The organism is Tatumella sp. JGM91 (assembly GCF_018257575.1).
GTDB lineage: Bacteria > Pseudomonadota > Gammaproteobacteria > Enterobacterales > Enterobacteriaceae > Tatumella > Tatumella punctata.
Genome location: NZ_JAERJP010000004.1, coordinates 22,297 through 38,400, shown reverse-complemented (window position 1 = coordinate 38,400; position 16,104 = coordinate 22,297). Strand labels below are relative to the sequence as shown.

19 protein-coding genes and 1 other annotated feature are annotated in these 16,104 nt (G+C 49.5%); of the genes, 6 read left to right on the top strand and 13 right to left on the bottom strand.

From position 1 onward, the window contains the following. Positions 1 to 55: 55 nt before the first annotated feature. From JK198_RS03880 to JK198_RS16915, 10 genes are all read right to left on the bottom strand, one after another. Positions 56 to 514, bottom strand: a complete 459-nt coding sequence (locus JK198_RS03880; protein WP_212710162.1) for an NlpC/P60 family protein — start codon at positions 512 to 514, stop codon at positions 56 to 58. Positions 515 to 766: 252 nt separating this feature from the next. After that, the gene (gene ihfA / locus JK198_RS03875) at positions 767 to 1,066 is read right to left on the bottom strand and encodes an integration host factor subunit alpha (protein ID WP_029685826.1); all 300 of its coding nucleotides are present in this window, start codon (positions 1,064 to 1,066) and stop codon (positions 767 to 769) included. Positions 1,067 to 1,070: 4 nt separating this feature from the next. Next, on the bottom strand, positions 1,071 to 3,458 hold the full coding sequence (gene pheT, locus JK198_RS03870; protein WP_212710066.1) for a phenylalanine--tRNA ligase subunit beta: 2,388 nt from the start codon (positions 3,456 to 3,458) through the stop codon (positions 1,071 to 1,073). A 15-nt stretch (positions 3,459 to 3,473) separates the two neighbouring features. Beyond that, positions 3,474 to 4,457 carry a phenylalanine--tRNA ligase subunit alpha gene (gene pheS, locus JK198_RS03865; protein WP_212706832.1) on the bottom strand — a complete coding sequence of 328 codons (984 nt, stop codon included), beginning with the start codon at positions 4,455 to 4,457 and terminating at the stop codon, positions 3,474 to 3,476. Positions 4,458 to 4,529: 72 nt separating this feature from the next. Then, positions 4,530 to 4,655 (bottom strand) — a sequence feature (Phe leader region). After that, positions 4,605 to 4,649, bottom strand: a complete 45-nt coding sequence (pheM, locus tag JK198_RS03860; protein ID WP_152537847.1) for a pheST operon leader peptide PheM — start codon at positions 4,647 to 4,649, stop codon at positions 4,605 to 4,607. It overlaps the preceding feature by 45 nt. Before the next feature lie 118 nt (positions 4,656 to 4,773). Further along, positions 4,774 to 5,130, bottom strand: coding sequence for a 50S ribosomal protein L20 (gene rplT, locus JK198_RS03855; protein WP_038020526.1), 357 nt, complete (start codon positions 5,128 to 5,130; stop codon positions 4,774 to 4,776). 42 nt (positions 5,131 to 5,172) lie between these two features. Then, a complete protein-coding gene (gene rpmI, locus JK198_RS03850) occupies positions 5,173 to 5,370 on the bottom strand; it encodes a 50S ribosomal protein L35 (protein WP_212706831.1) in 198 nt (65 codons plus the stop codon). Positions 5,371 to 5,468: 98 nt separating this feature from the next. Next, entirely contained in the window at positions 5,469 to 6,011 is a 543-nt protein-coding gene (infC, locus tag JK198_RS03845) for a translation initiation factor IF-3 (RefSeq protein ID WP_212706970.1), read from the bottom strand. A gap of 3 nt (positions 6,012 to 6,014) precedes the next feature. After that, a complete protein-coding gene (thrS, locus tag JK198_RS03840) occupies positions 6,015 to 7,943 on the bottom strand; it encodes a threonine--tRNA ligase (protein ID WP_212706830.1) in 1,929 nt (642 codons plus the stop codon). Positions 7,944 to 8,112: 169 nt separating this feature from the next. Further along, positions 8,113 to 8,247, bottom strand: a complete 135-nt coding sequence (locus tag JK198_RS16915) for a hypothetical protein (protein WP_256441120.1) — start codon at positions 8,245 to 8,247, stop codon at positions 8,113 to 8,115. A gap of 155 nt (positions 8,248 to 8,402) precedes the next feature. Here JK198_RS16915 and JK198_RS03835 point away from each other — a divergent pair, with 155 nt between their 5' ends. After that, positions 8,403 to 8,627 (top strand): hypothetical protein, encoded by a 225-nt coding sequence (locus JK198_RS03835; protein ID WP_212706829.1) that lies wholly within the window; start codon positions 8,403 to 8,405, stop codon positions 8,625 to 8,627. Between the two features lie 255 nt (positions 8,628 to 8,882). On the opposite strand, the gene JK198_RS03830 is transcribed toward JK198_RS03835, so the two are convergent. Next, on the bottom strand, positions 8,883 to 9,644 hold the full coding sequence (locus JK198_RS03830; protein ID WP_212706828.1) for a DUF481 domain-containing protein: 762 nt from the start codon (positions 9,642 to 9,644) through the stop codon (positions 8,883 to 8,885). A 446-nt stretch (positions 9,645 to 10,090) separates the two neighbouring features. Here JK198_RS03830 and JK198_RS03825 point away from each other — a divergent pair, with 446 nt between their 5' ends. Further along, complete coding sequence (locus tag JK198_RS03825; RefSeq protein WP_212710062.1) at positions 10,091 to 10,960, top strand: fructosamine kinase family protein; 870 nt, start codon at positions 10,091 to 10,093, stop codon at positions 10,958 to 10,960. A 3-nt stretch (positions 10,961 to 10,963) separates the two neighbouring features. Here the strand turns inward: JK198_RS03825 and JK198_RS03820 are convergent, their stop codons facing one another. Further along, a complete protein-coding gene (locus JK198_RS03820) occupies positions 10,964 to 11,506 on the bottom strand; it encodes a YniB family protein (protein ID WP_212706826.1) in 543 nt (180 codons plus the stop codon). A gap of 168 nt (positions 11,507 to 11,674) precedes the next feature. On the opposite strand from JK198_RS03820, the gene hxpB reads away from it, so the two are divergent. After that, positions 11,675 to 12,349 carry a hexitol phosphatase HxpB gene (gene hxpB / locus JK198_RS03815; RefSeq protein WP_212710060.1) on the top strand — a complete coding sequence of 225 codons (675 nt, stop codon included), beginning with the start codon at positions 11,675 to 11,677 and terminating at the stop codon, positions 12,347 to 12,349. Between the two features lie 157 nt (positions 12,350 to 12,506). Beyond that, positions 12,507 to 13,091: a metal-dependent hydrolase gene (locus tag JK198_RS03810; RefSeq protein WP_212706824.1), complete on the top strand. Its 585-nt coding sequence runs from the start codon at positions 12,507 to 12,509 to the stop codon at positions 13,089 to 13,091. A gap of 255 nt (positions 13,092 to 13,346) precedes the next feature. Here the strand turns inward: JK198_RS03810 and osmE are convergent, their stop codons facing one another. Next, positions 13,347 to 13,685, bottom strand: a complete 339-nt coding sequence (osmE, locus tag JK198_RS03805) for an osmotically-inducible lipoprotein OsmE (protein WP_212706823.1) — start codon at positions 13,683 to 13,685, stop codon at positions 13,347 to 13,349. A 251-nt stretch (positions 13,686 to 13,936) separates the two neighbouring features. On the opposite strand from osmE, the gene JK198_RS03800 reads away from it, so the two are divergent. Together JK198_RS03800 and nadE are read left to right on the top strand one after the other, a co-directional pair. Beyond that, complete coding sequence (locus tag JK198_RS03800) at positions 13,937 to 15,136, top strand: multidrug effflux MFS transporter (RefSeq protein WP_212710057.1); 1,200 nt, start codon at positions 13,937 to 13,939, stop codon at positions 15,134 to 15,136. A gap of 102 nt (positions 15,137 to 15,238) precedes the next feature. Beyond that, entirely contained in the window at positions 15,239 to 16,066 is an 828-nt protein-coding gene (nadE, locus tag JK198_RS03795) for an ammonia-dependent NAD(+) synthetase (RefSeq protein ID WP_212706821.1), read from the top strand. The last annotated feature ends 38 nt before the right edge of the window (positions 16,067 to 16,104 follow it).

The window sequence follows — 16,104 nt, the reverse complement described above, 5'->3', positions numbered from 1 at the left end:
ACGGCGATGCTTTCCGCACACCACGACACCTGTCAGCCATCCTCCCTGAAAAACTCTAAATGCGCCTCGCCTGCCAGAAGACTTTACGCCAGTAAACATTATCCAGCGAAGAGCGCATCACCCCCCTGCTGGTTGAGGCATGGATAAACAGGTTATCACGATCATAAATACCGACATGTAAACCATCCTGCCCCCAGCCGGTTTTGAAAAAGACCAGGTCTCCCGGCCTTAACTCGCTTTTTTTGATCCGCGTCCCCAGCCTGCTTTGCTGGCGAGTGGTTCGGGGTAACTGCAAGTCAAAACGATTACGGAACGTCAGATACACAAAACCGGAGCAGTCAACACCGCGGCGACTGAGTCCGCCAAGCCGGTAAGGCGTACCATGCCATTGAGACAGTTGCTGGCTCAGCTGCCGGGTCACTTTGACGGGATCAGACAAGCGTGCATCAGGAGCCGGTGCACGGCTGCTGCACCCGGCAAGTAATAATACCAATAAAGCTACAGCAATACGTATCATACCAGGGACTCCGCGAAGCCATTCAATAAGCAAAAATGACACAGTAATACGGTCTGTGCTGACACTGGCCAGATCATCCGCAGTACCGCCAGCAGACGAATACCCGCCAGTGCGGCTAACCCGAATAAACCAGTCAATGGCGGTTACTCTTGCCGGGCAGTCAGCTGTCGGGTTTATCTGTTGTGCCATAAACCACAGACAAAAAAAAGGCCGCAGTCGCGGCCTTTAGTACATTGCATCAGTAAAACATTAACTTTTCTTCGGAGCAGCGTTTTCGACACGGCTTTTCAGTTTCTGGCCGGGGCGGAAAGTCACAACACGACGGGCCGTAATCGGGATATCTTCCCCGGTTTTCGGATTTCTTCCCGGACGTTGATTCTTATCACGTAAGTCAAAATTGCCAAAGCCTGACAGTTTAACCTGCTCACCATTCTCTAATGCCCTGCGGACTTCTTCAAAAAACAGTTCAACCAGATCCTTCGCATCACGCTTGCTAAGACCCAGTTTTTCGAACAGGTACTCTGACATTTCAGCTTTTGTAAGCGCCATAAGTTCAATCCCTCAAGGTTGCCTGGAATCGCTCTTTTAATGCCGCAACACAATTAGCAACAGTCGCGGCGATTTCGTCTTCTTCGAGTGTCCGGCTGGTATCCTGCAAAATCAGGCTGATTGCAAGGCTCTTATAACCCTCACTCACACCCTTACCTCGGTACACGTCAAACAAGTTTACGCCAACTAACTGATTTACGCCAACTTTCTTACACTCTGCAATTACTGCTGCCGCAGGGACGTTTTCGGCCACCACAACCGCGATATCACGACGGTTAGCCGGGAAGCGGGAAATATCTTTCGCAGCAGGCAGGACGCGGTCTGCAAGCTGATCCCACTGCAGTTCGAAAACGACAGTACGGCCATTCAGATCAAGCTTACGTTCCAGTTCCGGGTGAACCACGCCGATAAAACCAATGCATTGATCCTGCAAATAAATACCCGCAGTCTGTCCCGGATGAAGTGCAGAATGTGCCGCCGCGCGGAATTCAATCTGCTCACCTTTCGCTGTCAGGTCAAGCACCGACTCCAGATCACCTTTCAGGTCAAAAAAGTCGACAGTCGCACGCTGCTGGTCCCAGTGCTCTTCAACCCGGGTACCCGTAATTACCCCGGCCAGCATAGTCTGCTGACGGATCCCCAGTTCTGCCGAACTGTCGGGAACAAAACGCAACCCGCTTTCAAATAAACGGACGCGGCTTTGCTGGCGATTCTGGTTATAGACTACCGCTCCCAGTAATCCCGGTAACAGTGACAGACGCATCGCTGACATTTCGCTGGAGATCGGGTTTGGCAGGATCAGCGCTTCTTCACCCGGATGTACCAGACTCTGCACTTTAGGATCGACAAAACTGTAGGTAATCGCTTCCTGATAGCCTTTATCAACCAGCATTGCTTTTACACGTTTCAGGGACAGACTGGCTTCGCGGTGTACCGGCATCACCAGATCGGCTTTGACAGGAACATCGGGGATATTGTTATATCCGTAGACCCGCGCAACCTCTTCCACCAGATCTTCTTCGATAGCCATATCAAAACGCCAGCCCGGGGCCGTCGCCGTCCACTCATCCTGCCCGCAGGTAACGTTACATCCCAGACGTTGCAGAATATCGGTCACCTGCGCATCGGCAATAGAGTGCCCAATCAGACGGTCCAGTTTCTGGCGACGCAGAGTAATGGTTGCTGGCACCGGTAATGCTTGCTGATGAGTACAGTCGATCACCGGTCCGGCTTCACCACCGCAGATATCCAGCAGTAAACGGGTAGCCCGTTCCATTGCTTTATATTGCAGCGTGGTATCGACACCACGCTCATAACGGTGAGATGCATCGGTATGCAGCCCCTGACGACGCGCCCGGCCAGTAATGGCTAACGGATTAAACCAGGCACATTCGAGCAACAGGTTTTGTGTCTGATGATTAACACCTGACTCTTCTCCGCCAAAGATACCCGCCATCGCCAGAGCTTTTTGCTGGTCAGCGATAACCAGAGTATCTGCGCTGAGGGTCGCTTCATTACCGTCGAGCAGGGTCAGTTTTTCACCTTCGTCGGCCAGGCGAACAATAATGCCGCCCTGTAAACGGTCGAGGTCAAAAGCGTGCATCGGCTGACCAAGTTCCAGCAATACATAGTTCGTGACATCGACAACCGCATCAATAGAACGAATACCACAACGGCGTAATTTTTCTTTCATCCATAACGGAGTATCAGCAGCAACATTTATTCCGCTAATCACACGGCCCAGATAGCGCGGGCAGGCCTCTGTCGCCTGTACTTCAATCGGGAAACGACGATCAGTGGTTGCCACTACCGGTTCGATCTCTGGCTCAGATAACCTGAGACCATTCAGGACCGCAACATCACGGGCTATCCCCATAATACCCAGACAGTCAGCACGGTTAGGCGTCACACTGATTTCAATGGTCGTGTCATCCAGTTGCAGGAACTTACGGAAATCAGTACCCGCCACAGCCCCGGCAGGTAATTCCATAATGCCATCAGATTCAACGGCAATGCCCAGTTCTGAATAAGAGCACAGCATACCCTCCGACGGCTCACCCCGCAGTTTGGCAGCTTTAATTTTAAAGTCACCCGGCAGAACCGCACCGACAGTCGCTACGGCGACTTTCAGGCCTTTGCGACAGTTGGGTGCGCCGCAGACGATGTCCAGCAGACGATCGCCGCCTACGTTGACTTTGGTGACCCGCAACTTATCAGCATTCGGGTGTTGTTCGCATTCAACAACTTCACCGACCACAACGCCATGAAAATCGCCCGCCACCGGCGCGGTGCCGTCAACTTCCAGACCGGCCATGGTAATTTGTTCAGAAAGTTCTTCACTGGTCAGGGCCGGATTTACCCATTCACGTAACCAAAGTTCACTGAATTTCATTGGATAACCCTGCCCTTATTTAAACTGTTTCAGAAAACGCAGATCGTTTTCGAAGAATGCACGTAAATCCGTCACGCCATAACGCAGCATCGTCAGACGTTCCATACCCATACCAAAAGCGAAACCGGAATACACTTCCGGATCAATCCCGACATTGCGTAATACATTCGGGTGCACCATACCGCAGCCCAGAACTTCAAGCCATTTGCCGTTTTTGCCCATGACATCAACTTCAGCCGACGGCTCAGTGAACGGGAAATAGGAAGGACGGAAGCGGACCTGCAGATCTTCCTCAAAGAAGTTATTCAGGAAATCGTGCAGCGTGCCTTTCAGATTGGTAAAGCTGATATCTTTATCAACAATCAGACCTTCCATCTGGTGGAACATAGGTGTGTGGGTCTGATCATAATCATTACGGTAGACACGGCCGGGAACAATAATACGCACCGGTGGCTGATTTTTCTCCAGGGTACGGATCTGCATACCTGATGTCTGGGTACGCAGCAGGCGTTGTGCATCAAACCAGAAGGTATCATGGTCAGCACGTGCCGGGTGATGGCCGGGAATATTCAGGGCATCGAAGTTATAATACGCATCTTCAATTTCCGGGCCGGTCACGGTGGTAAAACCCAGCTCACCGAAAAAGTGTTCGATACGATCGATGGTTCGGGTTACCGGATGCAGTCCGCCATTTTCTATACGACGCCCGGGCAGAGAAACATCAATCGTTTCAGCAGACAGTCGTTCGTTCAGCGCCGCGGTTTCCAGCGTCTGTTTACGCAGGGTTAATTGTTCCTGCACCTGTTGTTTGGCTTCGTTAATTACCGCACCGGCCGCAGGACGTTCCTCAGCCGGTAATTCACGTAATGTCGTCATCTGCAGAGTCAGATGGCCTTTTTTCCCCAGGTATTCGACGCGGACAGCATCCAGGGTGGCGATATCCGTCGCCTCGTCTATAGCAGCCCTTGCGCGGGCCACTAATTCTGCGAGTTGGGACATGTTTTCCTCTTCTTCCAGTTAGTCTGGTGTTCTGTTCTTGTTTGGACCGTAGCCCTGGTATAGGTCGCCAGAAATAACAAAGCCTCCACCAGGGAGGCTTTTAGCGCGATTTTTCGTTTCTTTTCTGCTGCGCACAAGCCCCCGGGTTCAGGTGCTAAAGTAAAAAAAGAAGCGAAAAATAGCGGAATTCATATTCAGGTTACCTGTTTAGCCGTCAGGCTGGTAGTCAGAAACGTTATAATAACAGATAAAAGTCAAACAGTTAGCATTTACATATCATAATAAAAAAGGGAGCAAGCTCCCTTTTTTATCTGACTTATGCCAGAACTGATTTCGCTTTTTCAACTAAAGCAGCGAAAGCTACTTTGTCGAATACTGCGATGTCAGCCAGGATCTTACGGTCGATTTCAATTGAGGCTTTTTTCAGGCCATTGATGAAACGGCTGTAAGACAGACCATTCTGACGGGCTGCAGCGTTAATACGTGCAATCCACAGCTGACGGAACTGACGCTTACGTTGACGACGGTCGCGGTATGCGTACTGACCAGCTTTGATAACAGCCTGGAAGGCAACACGATAAACACGTGAACGTGCACCGTAGTAACCTTTAGCTTGTTTTAAGATTTTTTTGTGACGTGCGCGGGCAATTACACCACGTTTTACACGAGCCATAATAGCTCTCCTGTTTTATATTCTGTGAGAAAAAAAGTTAACTTATGCGTACGGCAGGCAGGCAATAACCAGACCCAGATCGCCTTTAGATACCAGGCCTTTAGGGCGCAGGTGACGTTTACGCTTAGTAGACTTTTTGGTCAGAATATGACGCAGGTTAGCGCGTTTACGCTTGAAGCCGCCAGAAGCGGTCTTCTTGAAGCGTTTAGCCGCTCCACGTACAGTTTTAATCTTTGGCATTTTTTAAAATATCCACTTCGCATTGTTAATAAAATGAACCAGCAGGCGAATATTCCCGTTCTGCCGTTACCGGCAGAACGGGAATATTACTTGAAAGCCTACTGCTTCTTCTTAGGTGCGAGCACCATGATCATCTGACGACCTTCAATCCTTGTAGGAAAGGATTCAACAACCGCCAGTTCAGACAGATCTTCTTTCACGCGGTTAAGCACTTCCATACCAATCTGCTGGTGCGCCATTTCACGACCACGAAAACGCAGTGTGATTTTGGCTTTATCGCCCTCTTCAAGAAAACGAATCAGGTTGCGTAGTTTGACCTGATAGTCGCCTTCATCTGTACCAGGACGGAATTTAATTTCCTTAACCTGGACAATTTTTTGCTTTTTCTTCTGTTCCTTAGAAGATTTGCTCTTTTCATAGAGGAATTTGCCGTAATCCATAATGCGGCAAACCGGCGGCTCGGCGTTAGGGCTGATTTCAACTAAATCCACGCCTGCTTCTTCAGATTTTTCTAAAGCTTCGCGCAGGCTGACAATGCCTAGCTGCTCACCGTCAACACCCGTCAGACGTACCTCTGTGGCACGGATTTCGCCGTTGATACGGTTCGGACGTGTTGGTTGTACTCTTTTTCCGCCTTTAATACCTTACTCCTCCAATTGATGAAGATGTCTGCTGCGAATTTCTTGCTGCAGCTTATCTATAAATACATCGACGTCCATAGAACCTAAGTCTACACCACGGCGGGTACGCACGGCTACTTTACCGGCTTCCACTTCTTTTTCACCGCAGACTAACATATAGGGGACACGACGTAATGTGTGTTCACGAATTTTAAAGCCTATCTTCTCGTTTCTCAAGTCCGCTTTTACCCGAATACCCGCTTTTTGTAATTTTTGGGTTAATTCGTTGACATAATCTGCCTGGCTGTCGGTAATATTCATCAACACAACCTGTAATGGTGCCAGCCAGGTCGGGAAGAAACCGGCATATTCTTCAGTCAGAATACCGATAAAGCGTTCCATTGAGCCCAGAATCGCACGGTGAATCATTACCGGCGTCTGACGTTCATTGTTCTCACCCACATAAGTCGCATCCAGACGACCTGGCAGAGAGAAGTCGAGCTGTACTGTACCACACTGCCACGCACGATCCAGACAATCATATAAGGTAAATTCAATTTTAGGGCCATAAAATGCCCCTTCACCTGGCTGATATTCGAATTCGATATTATTTGCGGTCAGTGCTTCGGCCAGATTCTGTTCGGCGCGATCCCATAAATCCTCGCTGCCGATACGTTTTTCCGGACGGGTTGACAGTTTAACAACAATCTTCGCAAAACCAAAAGTGCCGTACATATCATAAATCATCCGGATACAGCTGTTCACTTCATCCAGAATCTGATCTTCGGTACAGAAAATGTGCGCATCATCCTGGGTGAAGCCACGGACACGCATCAGACCATGTAATGCCCCTGACGGTTCATTACGGTGGCAACTGCCAAATTCTGCCATGCGCAGAGGCAAATCACGGTAAGACTTCAGACCCTGGTTAAAGATTTGCACGTGGCCCGGGCAGTTCATTGGTTTAATGCAGTATTCACGATTCTCAGAAGAAGTCGTGAACATAGCTTCTTTATAGTTATCCCAGTGACCGGTTTTTTCCCACAGCACACGGTCCATCATAAAAGGACCCTTCACTTCCTGGTACTGGTATTCTTTCAGCTTGGTACGGACAAACACTTCCAGTTCACGGAACACTGTCCAGCCATCATTATGCCAGAACACCATACCCGGTGCTTCTTCCTGCATATGATACAAATCCAGCTGTTTACCGATTTTACGGTGATCGCGTTTTGCCGCTTCTTCCAGACGTTTCAGATAAGCCGCCAGCTGCTTTTTATCTGCCCAGGCCGTTCCGTAAATACGCTGCAACATTTTGTTGTTGCTGTCGCCTCGCCAGTATGCACCGGCCGTTTTTTGCAACCGGAAATGATGGCAGAAACGCATGTTCGGGACATGCGGACCACGACACATATCTACGTATTCTTCATGATGGTATAAGCCGGGACGATCGTCATGGCTGATGTTTTCATCAAGAATAGCAATTTTATAAGCTTCTCCGCGTGCTTCGAAAGTATCACGTGCTTCCTGCCAGCTGACCTTATTTTTTATAACATTGTAGTTGGTTTCAGCCAGCTGATGCATCCGCTTTTCGAGCAACTCAAGGTCTTCCCGGGTCAGGGTATGATCCATGTCTACATCGTAGTAGAAACCGTGGTCAATCACCGGACCGATCGCCATTTTGGTATCAGGCCACAGTTGTTTAATGGCATGCCCTAACAGGTGAGCACAGGAGTGACGAATGATCTCGATTCCGGCATCCTCTTTAGCCGTAATGATCGCCACTGCGGCGTCGTCGGTGATAGGGTCGACAGCATCGACTAATTCACCGTTGACCCGGCCGGCAATACAGGCTTTCGCCAGGCCCGGACCGATATCCTGAGCAATATCCATAACACTGACCGCATGGTCATAAGAACGCTGACTTCCGTCAGGAAGAGTAATAACTGGCATTTCATATCCTTAATTGCAGTGGTAACCCACACCAAAGGCTACATGCAAATATTGATTTGTATTTGAATTCAGTGAGTTGTGCAATATCAAACTGATATCTTCCCCAGTCTGGTATATAAACAGGTACAGAGCGTAAAAACACTGTCTGTTTTGTAAAGGCGCAACATTGTTAATGGTACATGTTAATAACAGCCACGGAAAGACGCGGAACCCATGGCCGGGCGATTTTCCGGCCAAACGGACAAATAATCTTCACCCCGACAGCGCTGCTCACTTTTTCTACTGCCTGTCGCACCCTGCTCATCCGGACAGATTCTGATTACAGTTATGCAACAGACATATCCGGCCGTTACAAACTTACCGTTCTGAAACAATTACTCTATGAAATTAATAAATAACCGATTGAGGTAAAATAGCCTGATGATAGTCTGCGCTGAGTTATTGCAGGAGAGTCATTAAATGAAAAGATATATTGTCACACTGGCACTGGCCAGTACATTAGTTGTATCCCAGGCCGCAATGGCTGCCGGTTGCATTAAAGGCGCTGTGATCGGTGGCGTTGCCGGACACGCCGCACATCACCATGCATTTGCCGGTGCCGTTGCCGGTTGTTTTATCGGCCACCATATGGCGAAAAAAGCAGCAGCGGAAAAAGCCGCCGGGCAGAAACAACAAAACGGTTAATGACCTGCCCCCCGCAACCACACCATATTCAGTGCTTTCCGCGCTGAAACAACAGGGCCGGGACTTTCCCGGACCTGTCATTATTCGGCTTAGTGCGCTTGCCGTCGGTAACAATATTCCCGTTAGCCATAGCTATCGCTTGTCAGTCCCACACAGAGAACAGGCAGAGAAACAAACCGTGACTTATACCGGCGCTGCCAGTCATTCAGGTAACCTGAATCATCCGCTAGCACTGAGCGAGCTCAGGCTGCGGTATTACATGTTATAAGTCAGCATGATACTGGTTTTAGTATCCGTGTGATCCGGGGCTGATGCTGGCGGAGAATTATTCCAGGTAACGTTATAAGCCAGTTTCAGGGCAAAGTTCTCGTTGATAGCAACCTGCAGGCCTGTTTCTGAGTTCACGGTAGTATCATCGCCCAGCGTACTTAATGCAGAGACACCCTGAATAAACTTCGTTGTATCTGTCAGCTGCCACTGGTAACTCAGAGCCCCATAAGCCAGGGCTTTGGTGGTATGCCCACCAGCTTCATATTCATCGTAACGTACGCCCGGACCGAATTCAGCACGCAGAGAGTGCACCGGACCATTCAGGATCTGCCGTCCGTAACCGGTCGCCAGCGTATCGCGGCTGCGGTAACCATTAAACCGGTCACTGAGCCAGCTTGCCTGACCAAACAGATAGTTGTTGCTATCCAGGTTGTAACGGCTGCGTCCGCCAATAGTATAAGTCTCTGAAGAGCGCTGGTCATTTGAGGAAGTATTCGATGCATTTCCCCATAAACTGTATGCCATCGCTGACTGGTACCATGTCATATTCGTCTGTGCAGTCAGTGATGAGCTGGAGCTGTTTCCTGACTGGGCCAGATACCCTGCCGAAGCGGTACCGACAAAAGGTGATTTAGCGGTAGATGGATCATCCATGGAGGTAAATACTGAGTTATCCGCATAAGCCTGCTGAGCAATGGATCCGGCAGTAAGCAGTAACGCTGCTGCAATTTTATTAAACGCTTTCATTAAATAAGACCTGTACCGACGACGTTGTTAAATACTAAGAATGTGTACTTTAAACAGCAGTTAATGCCATTTACCCTCAGTTTGTAAAAAAACATTAGTTGACATTGAATGTCAAAAAAAAGCACCAGACCGCAGCGTTATTCAGATCAATCTGAATAGCGCTGCGTATCATATGCCCGAAAAAAAAAATAGAAAGAGAAATTACATAAAATAGCGGCCAGAATGTTTCAAAATATTTCACGGGTAAATACTGCGTTAATTTTGTGTCTTCCGGAGAATTAGCGCTCCCGTAATCAGCACTTCTTTTTCATTGCGCCGTAACAGCAATCAGCCGAAAAAAGTGATTATTTGGTTGTTTTTTTTAGCACAGGCGCTTTTTGCGGCTGGTATTCCACCGGAACTACAGGTTACAATTTAACCATGCAGCGGCAAATGAGGACAACACCATGTGGTCAGCAATTACCCGGCTATTAGAAGAGCAGCAGCCTGATTTAGAAGGAATTTCTTATTATCATCAATGCCATGGTGGCGAAGTAAACCAGTCATGGCAACTGATTTGCGGTGATAAACATTTTTTTATTAAGTCTAACCACCGTGCAATGTTACCGAGGTTTATCGAAGAGGCCGACCAGCTGGCACTTCTGGCCAGAACAGGTTGTGTTAAGGTTCCGCGGGTTTACGGTACCGGCACTTCCCGCCATCACAGTTTCCTTATTCTTGAATACCTTCCTCCGGCCCCCTTGTCCGCAGACACAGCATCTGTGCTTGGCCGGCAGCTTGCACAGCTACATCAGTGGAATGAGCAACCAAAATTTGGTCTCGATTTTGATAACTCTGTGACACTGTCACCTCAGCCTAATAACTGGCAACATCGCTGGTCACTGTTTTTCTCTGAGCAGCGAATTGGCTGGCAGTTGCAGATAGCAGCCGAGAAACAGCTGTCTTTCGGCAACACAGAGCAAATAATTCAGTGTATAAACCGCTGCCTTGAACACCACCATCCGTCACCTTCACTGTTGCATGGCGATCTCTGGCCAGGCCATTGTGCCGAAAGCCATGACAGCCCCTGGCTGTTTAATCCTGCTTGTTACTGGGGAGACAGGGAGTGCGACCTGGCCTTGTGGCAGCCAGATAATCTCCTGAGCAGCGCCCTGCTCGACAGCTATCAGGCCGTCAGCCCGCTACCCGCCGGTTACCGCGAACGGCAACCGGCATACAGGCTCTACTATCTGTTAAACAGAGCCTGTGCGTTTGGCGGACACTGGCAGGCAGAGGCGCAGCAGACAATTAATCAACTGGTGCGCAAATACGGATAATACTCAGACGTATAGCAAGCCGGTTAATCTCAGCAAGACGTAACCAATCACAATGATGATCACCGGCAAAATATACAGCGAGAAATACTGCCGGAAAACCGTATGATTACCGGCCTGAAGTCTGTCAGTCAGTTGCTGACGAGTCAGCCCGCCATCTCCTTTGGCTTGTTCAATAATTAGCTGATCTTCAATATTTTCTTTGAGGAACCGCGACTGACGCCACATCCTGGCGCCTGAATCCTGTAAAGCCAGCCCGATAAAAATCACCCCGTAGATAATCCAGAATAAAACATTATTCTGAGTGCGGAACTCAGGTACCGGTGAGTTATTCCAGAACAGATCCAGAAAATGGGTATTAAACTTCGTCATGTCAATCATCACATGCAGAAAGTCAGATAATACAGAATCAATCCCGGGCTGTTTGTCACTATGAATAAACAGAAAATTAAGGAACGATATGACTGTCGATAGGGTAGCCGGAATAAACAGTACCCAGCCGGCAATTTTTTTGGCTATCGCAATCCGGCCAATCTGTTGGTAATTCATGCTCTCTCCTGAAGCGGGTTTCGTGTTACAAGTCTACCTGCGACCTGACTATTTTTCCTGTTTTATGCTGTTACAATAGCTGTCGCGGAATGTTTTTTCTCAGACCGTACAACTTTCATTTATGTTGTGTGGGCTCTGAGCCCTGATGTAACCATTAATGGAGGGTTTATGGCTTATCATCGCCCGGTGAAAGCAGCAATTTTTGATATGGACGGACTGCTGATAAATTCTGAGCCGTTCTGGCATCAGGCTGAACTGGAGGTATTTTCTGCCGCCGGACTGGATATCAGTCTGCGGAATAGTTTTCCGGAAACCACTGGCCTGCGTATTGATCAGGTCGTCGCCATGTGGTTTGAGGCCTGCCATGTCCGGCACCTTTCTGCCGGACAAATCACCGCACAAATCTTCGCCCGGGTGGTTCAGCTGATACAGGAACAACAACCTCTGATGCCGGGGGTTCGCGAAGCATTAACGCTGTGCCGTGATAATCGGCTGAAAATTGGCCTGGCGTCCGCATCTCCCCTTAACCTGATAGAAATGGTGCTGGAACTGTTCTCACTGCGTGATTTTTTTCAGGTGGTCGTTTCAGCAGAAAAATTACCCTACAGTAAACCTCACCCTCAGGTTTACCTGAATGCGGCCAGTGAACTCAATGTGGATCCCCTGCACTGTGTTGCTCTCGAAGATTCACTTAACGGAATGGTAGCCGCCAAAGCTGCCAGAATGCGGGTTCTGGTAGTGCCTGCTGCCAGCGAGGCCGCACAGCCGGTCTGGAGTCTGGCTAACGCCCGCCTGAACTCTCTGCGGGAACTCAATCCGGCGTTATTGGGTATCAGCGACTAAAAAATACTCTGCCGGGAGAGGTACTCTCCCGACAGGCTCTGTCTGATGTTGTTTTTTCAGTATATCGTTATTAATTGTTACACCGTCACATATACATTAACTGTATAAATACCTATACTGTATGCATTGACAGTTTAAGGTAGTTGCAGGGTATCTCATGACGGCCGAAGGCCACATTCTTTTTGCATTAGCCAGTGCCATCATTGCCAAGCGCAGTGAACTGACGCCGGTGATAGCAAATGCCGACTGGTGGCATTTAATTTCGGCGACCATACTCACATGTCTGTTGCCCGACATTGACCATCCGAGCTCAGTACTCGGACAACGGTTCCGCTGGATATCAAAGCCTATTGCCCGAATGTTCGGCCATCGTGGTTTTACTCACAGTTTAATCGCTATCGGGGCCGGCCTATGGTTATTGTGGGTCAAACTCCCGGCGGCGATGTGGCTGCCCGCAGATGTGATGCAAGGTATGGTTCTGGGCTACCTGAGCCATATTGTTGCAGATATGCTGACGCCTGCCGGAGTACCGTTGTTGTGGCCCTGCCGCTGGCGATTCCGTTTTCCTATTTTACAGCCACAAAAAAGTAACCAGCTGGAACGATTATTTTGTGTCACGCTGGTGATGTGTGCCGTTTGTTTGCCGGGGCAACTGACTAAGCAGTTTTTTACCGCCACCGGACGCCAGCTATATTCCACCGCCGTTAGCTGGCAAAAACAGCTGATCAGCCCTCGTCAGTAATGTTCTTCCGGTCATTATACTGGCGGGTCTCCGGCAGACTGCAGTTATCATGACCCGGCTATCAGCAGACGGTTCAGAACAGACTAAATCGTGCCATCGGAGTAAAAACGGCGGCAGAGATCTGAGTTTTTATCCGACAGTGCGCTGGCTTCTGCCGGGCGGCCTGTATACCCACGCTCTCCGTCCTGCCGGGCCGACGTCTGAAAGGCCAGCAAGGCTGGCCTGAAGATAGTCGCTATACACAGACTCCGCTATCTAGCGCTGCGGGGCCTGCGGATCAGTATCATACTCTGCACAACTCTGGAAACCATAGTTCATCACATGCCCGGTATCATTGAAACTGACGAAATAGGTAAGTGGTTTTCCATTGTCTTCGCCAATGATGTAGGTTTCGCAGGTACCTCGTGCATGGATCATGGTAATTTCCGAAACCGGACGACCGCCAATCTGACGAACCTGCTCGCGGGTCATCCCTTTTTTCACATCTTTAACCACAGGTTTGGTGACATAGCTTTCAGCCTGATGATAGCTACTGCAACCAGAAAGTACCGCCAGCGCCAGTCCGGCAGCCATAAACCCGGTGATTTTACGCATTATTTACCTCACTGTAATGGTTATGCACAACAACATATATCAGAGGCTTTCACCGGCAGACAGCTGCGGAGCGTCATCTCTGATAGTGATAAAACAAATGGTCAGCATGGACGGATGATTTATAAACCGATATTCTCACCCTGTATCCTGCCAGGGCATTTTGCATCTGATGCCCCGGTTATATAAACATATTATATTTCATACTTATAACTCACGTAATTATCGCTGGTTATTTTATACTCAGAGGAAAAATGTCCAAAGCTCCCCCCCATCGCATTGCTTTCGCCATAACACTCGGCCTGATGGCCGGTCTTGGCCCTTTATGTATCGACCTCTATCTTCCGGCACTCCCGCAATTGTCCGGTTCCCTGAATGTGACGACAGCAGTCGCACAGCTCAGTCTGACCGCAGGTTTACTGGGACTGGGTATCGGCCAGTTACTGTTCGGTCCGATGAGCGACAAATACGGACGTAAAGGCCCGCTGGCCTTATCATTACTGGTATTGTTTATTGCCTCTGTTGTCTGTTCACTGGCACAGAACATCGACCAGTTACTGGTTGCCAGATTCTTCCAGGGGCTTGGCGGAGCCGGAGGCGCCGTGTTGTCACGGGCAATAGCCCGTGATATGTACAGTGGTCACGAACTGACACGCTTCTTTGCCTTACTGATGCTGGTCAATGGCGTAGCCCCGATTGCAGCGCCGGTTATCGGAGGCGCGCTGATGGGGATCATGAACTGGCGTGGGATATTCCTGGTGCTGGCAGGAATATCCATACTGTTATTTATTCTCTCGCGGCTGGGTATTAATGAATCCCTGGCCCATGAACACCGCAGCAAAGGGTCAATACTCTCTGCCTGGGCTGCACTGGGAAAAGTGGTGACCCATCGCCCGTTTATGGGATTCTGTCTGACACAGGGCTTTATGATGGCCGGTATGTTTGCCTATATCGGCGCTTCGCCGTTTGTGCTTCAGCAAATTTACGGTATGTCGCCCCAGACTTTCAGCCTGTGCTTTGCCCTGAATGGTCTGGGGCTGATTATTGCTTCTCAGACCAGTGCACGGCTGAGTCCTTATTTCGGCGAATATAATGTCCTTAAAGGCGGACTCATACTGGCATTTGTCGCTTCTTCCGGCCTGTTAATTGCCGGAATCAGTCATGCACCATTAGCCGTCGTGCTGACTGCCCTGTTCTTCAGTATTTCCAGCAATGCGGTTATCTCCACCACCGCGTCTTCACTGGCAATGCAGAGTCAGGGAAAACGTGCCGGCAGCGCCTCGGCAGTCATTGGCGTCACAATGTTTACCCTGGGTTCACTGAGCGTGCCGGTCACCGGCCTCGGCGGAACATCGGTGTTTAGTATGACCGCAACCATCTTCGGTTGTTTTATGCTGGCAATTCTGATGTTTACTTTTGTCGCAAAAAAACCGCTGACCCTGCAGAGAAAATAATGGGCCCGCCGCTGCCAGGAGTTATCGTGCAGCGCCGGATTATCTGATAATACGTATGACACTGCGGCCTGACAGGCCGCCATAGAGCTGAGGAAAACTTGTATGGCATTACAACAGGAAATTATCCGCGCACTGGGTGTCAGGCCGGTGATTGATGTGCAGCAGGAAATCCGTACCAGCACAGAGTTTCTGAAATCCTACCTGAAAACTTATCCGCAGCTGAAAAGCCTGGTGCTGGGGATCAGTGGCGGGCAAGACTCCACACTGACCGGAAAACTTTGCCAGACCGCAATTGCAGAACTGCGTGAAGAAAGCGGTAATAACGATTACACCTTTATCGCAGTACGCCTGCCCTACGGCAACCAGGCCGATGAACAGGATTGTCAGGATGCCCTGGCATTTATCCAGCCCGACCGGACCCTGACCGTTAATATAAAACCAGCCGTCCTCGCCAGTGAAAATGCCTTAAAAGACGCAGGGATCACCCTGTCAGACTTTGTCCGGGGGAATGAAAAAGCCCGCGAGCGTATGAAAGCACAGTACAGTATCGCCGGTATGACTGCCGGGGTGGTGGTCGGCACAGACCATGCCGCAGAGGCCGTCACCGGTTTCTTTACCAAATATGGCGATGGTGGCACCGATCTTAATCCACTGTTTCGCCTGAATAAACGCCAGGGTAAGCAGCTGCTGAAACAGCTGGGTTGTCCGGAACATTTATACCTGAAACACCCCACGGCTGACCTTGAAGACGGTCGTCCCGGGTTACAGGATGAAGTGGCTCTGGGTGTCACTTATCAGCAGATTGACGATTATCTGGAAGGTCAGAGTATCGATCCGAATGCAGCAAAAATTATCGAAGGCTGGTATCTGAAAACTGAACATAAACGTCAGCCACCGATTACGGTCTTTGATGATTTCTGGAAAAAATAGTTATTCCCTGTAATATGCCCTAGCCTCCGGCTGTGGCA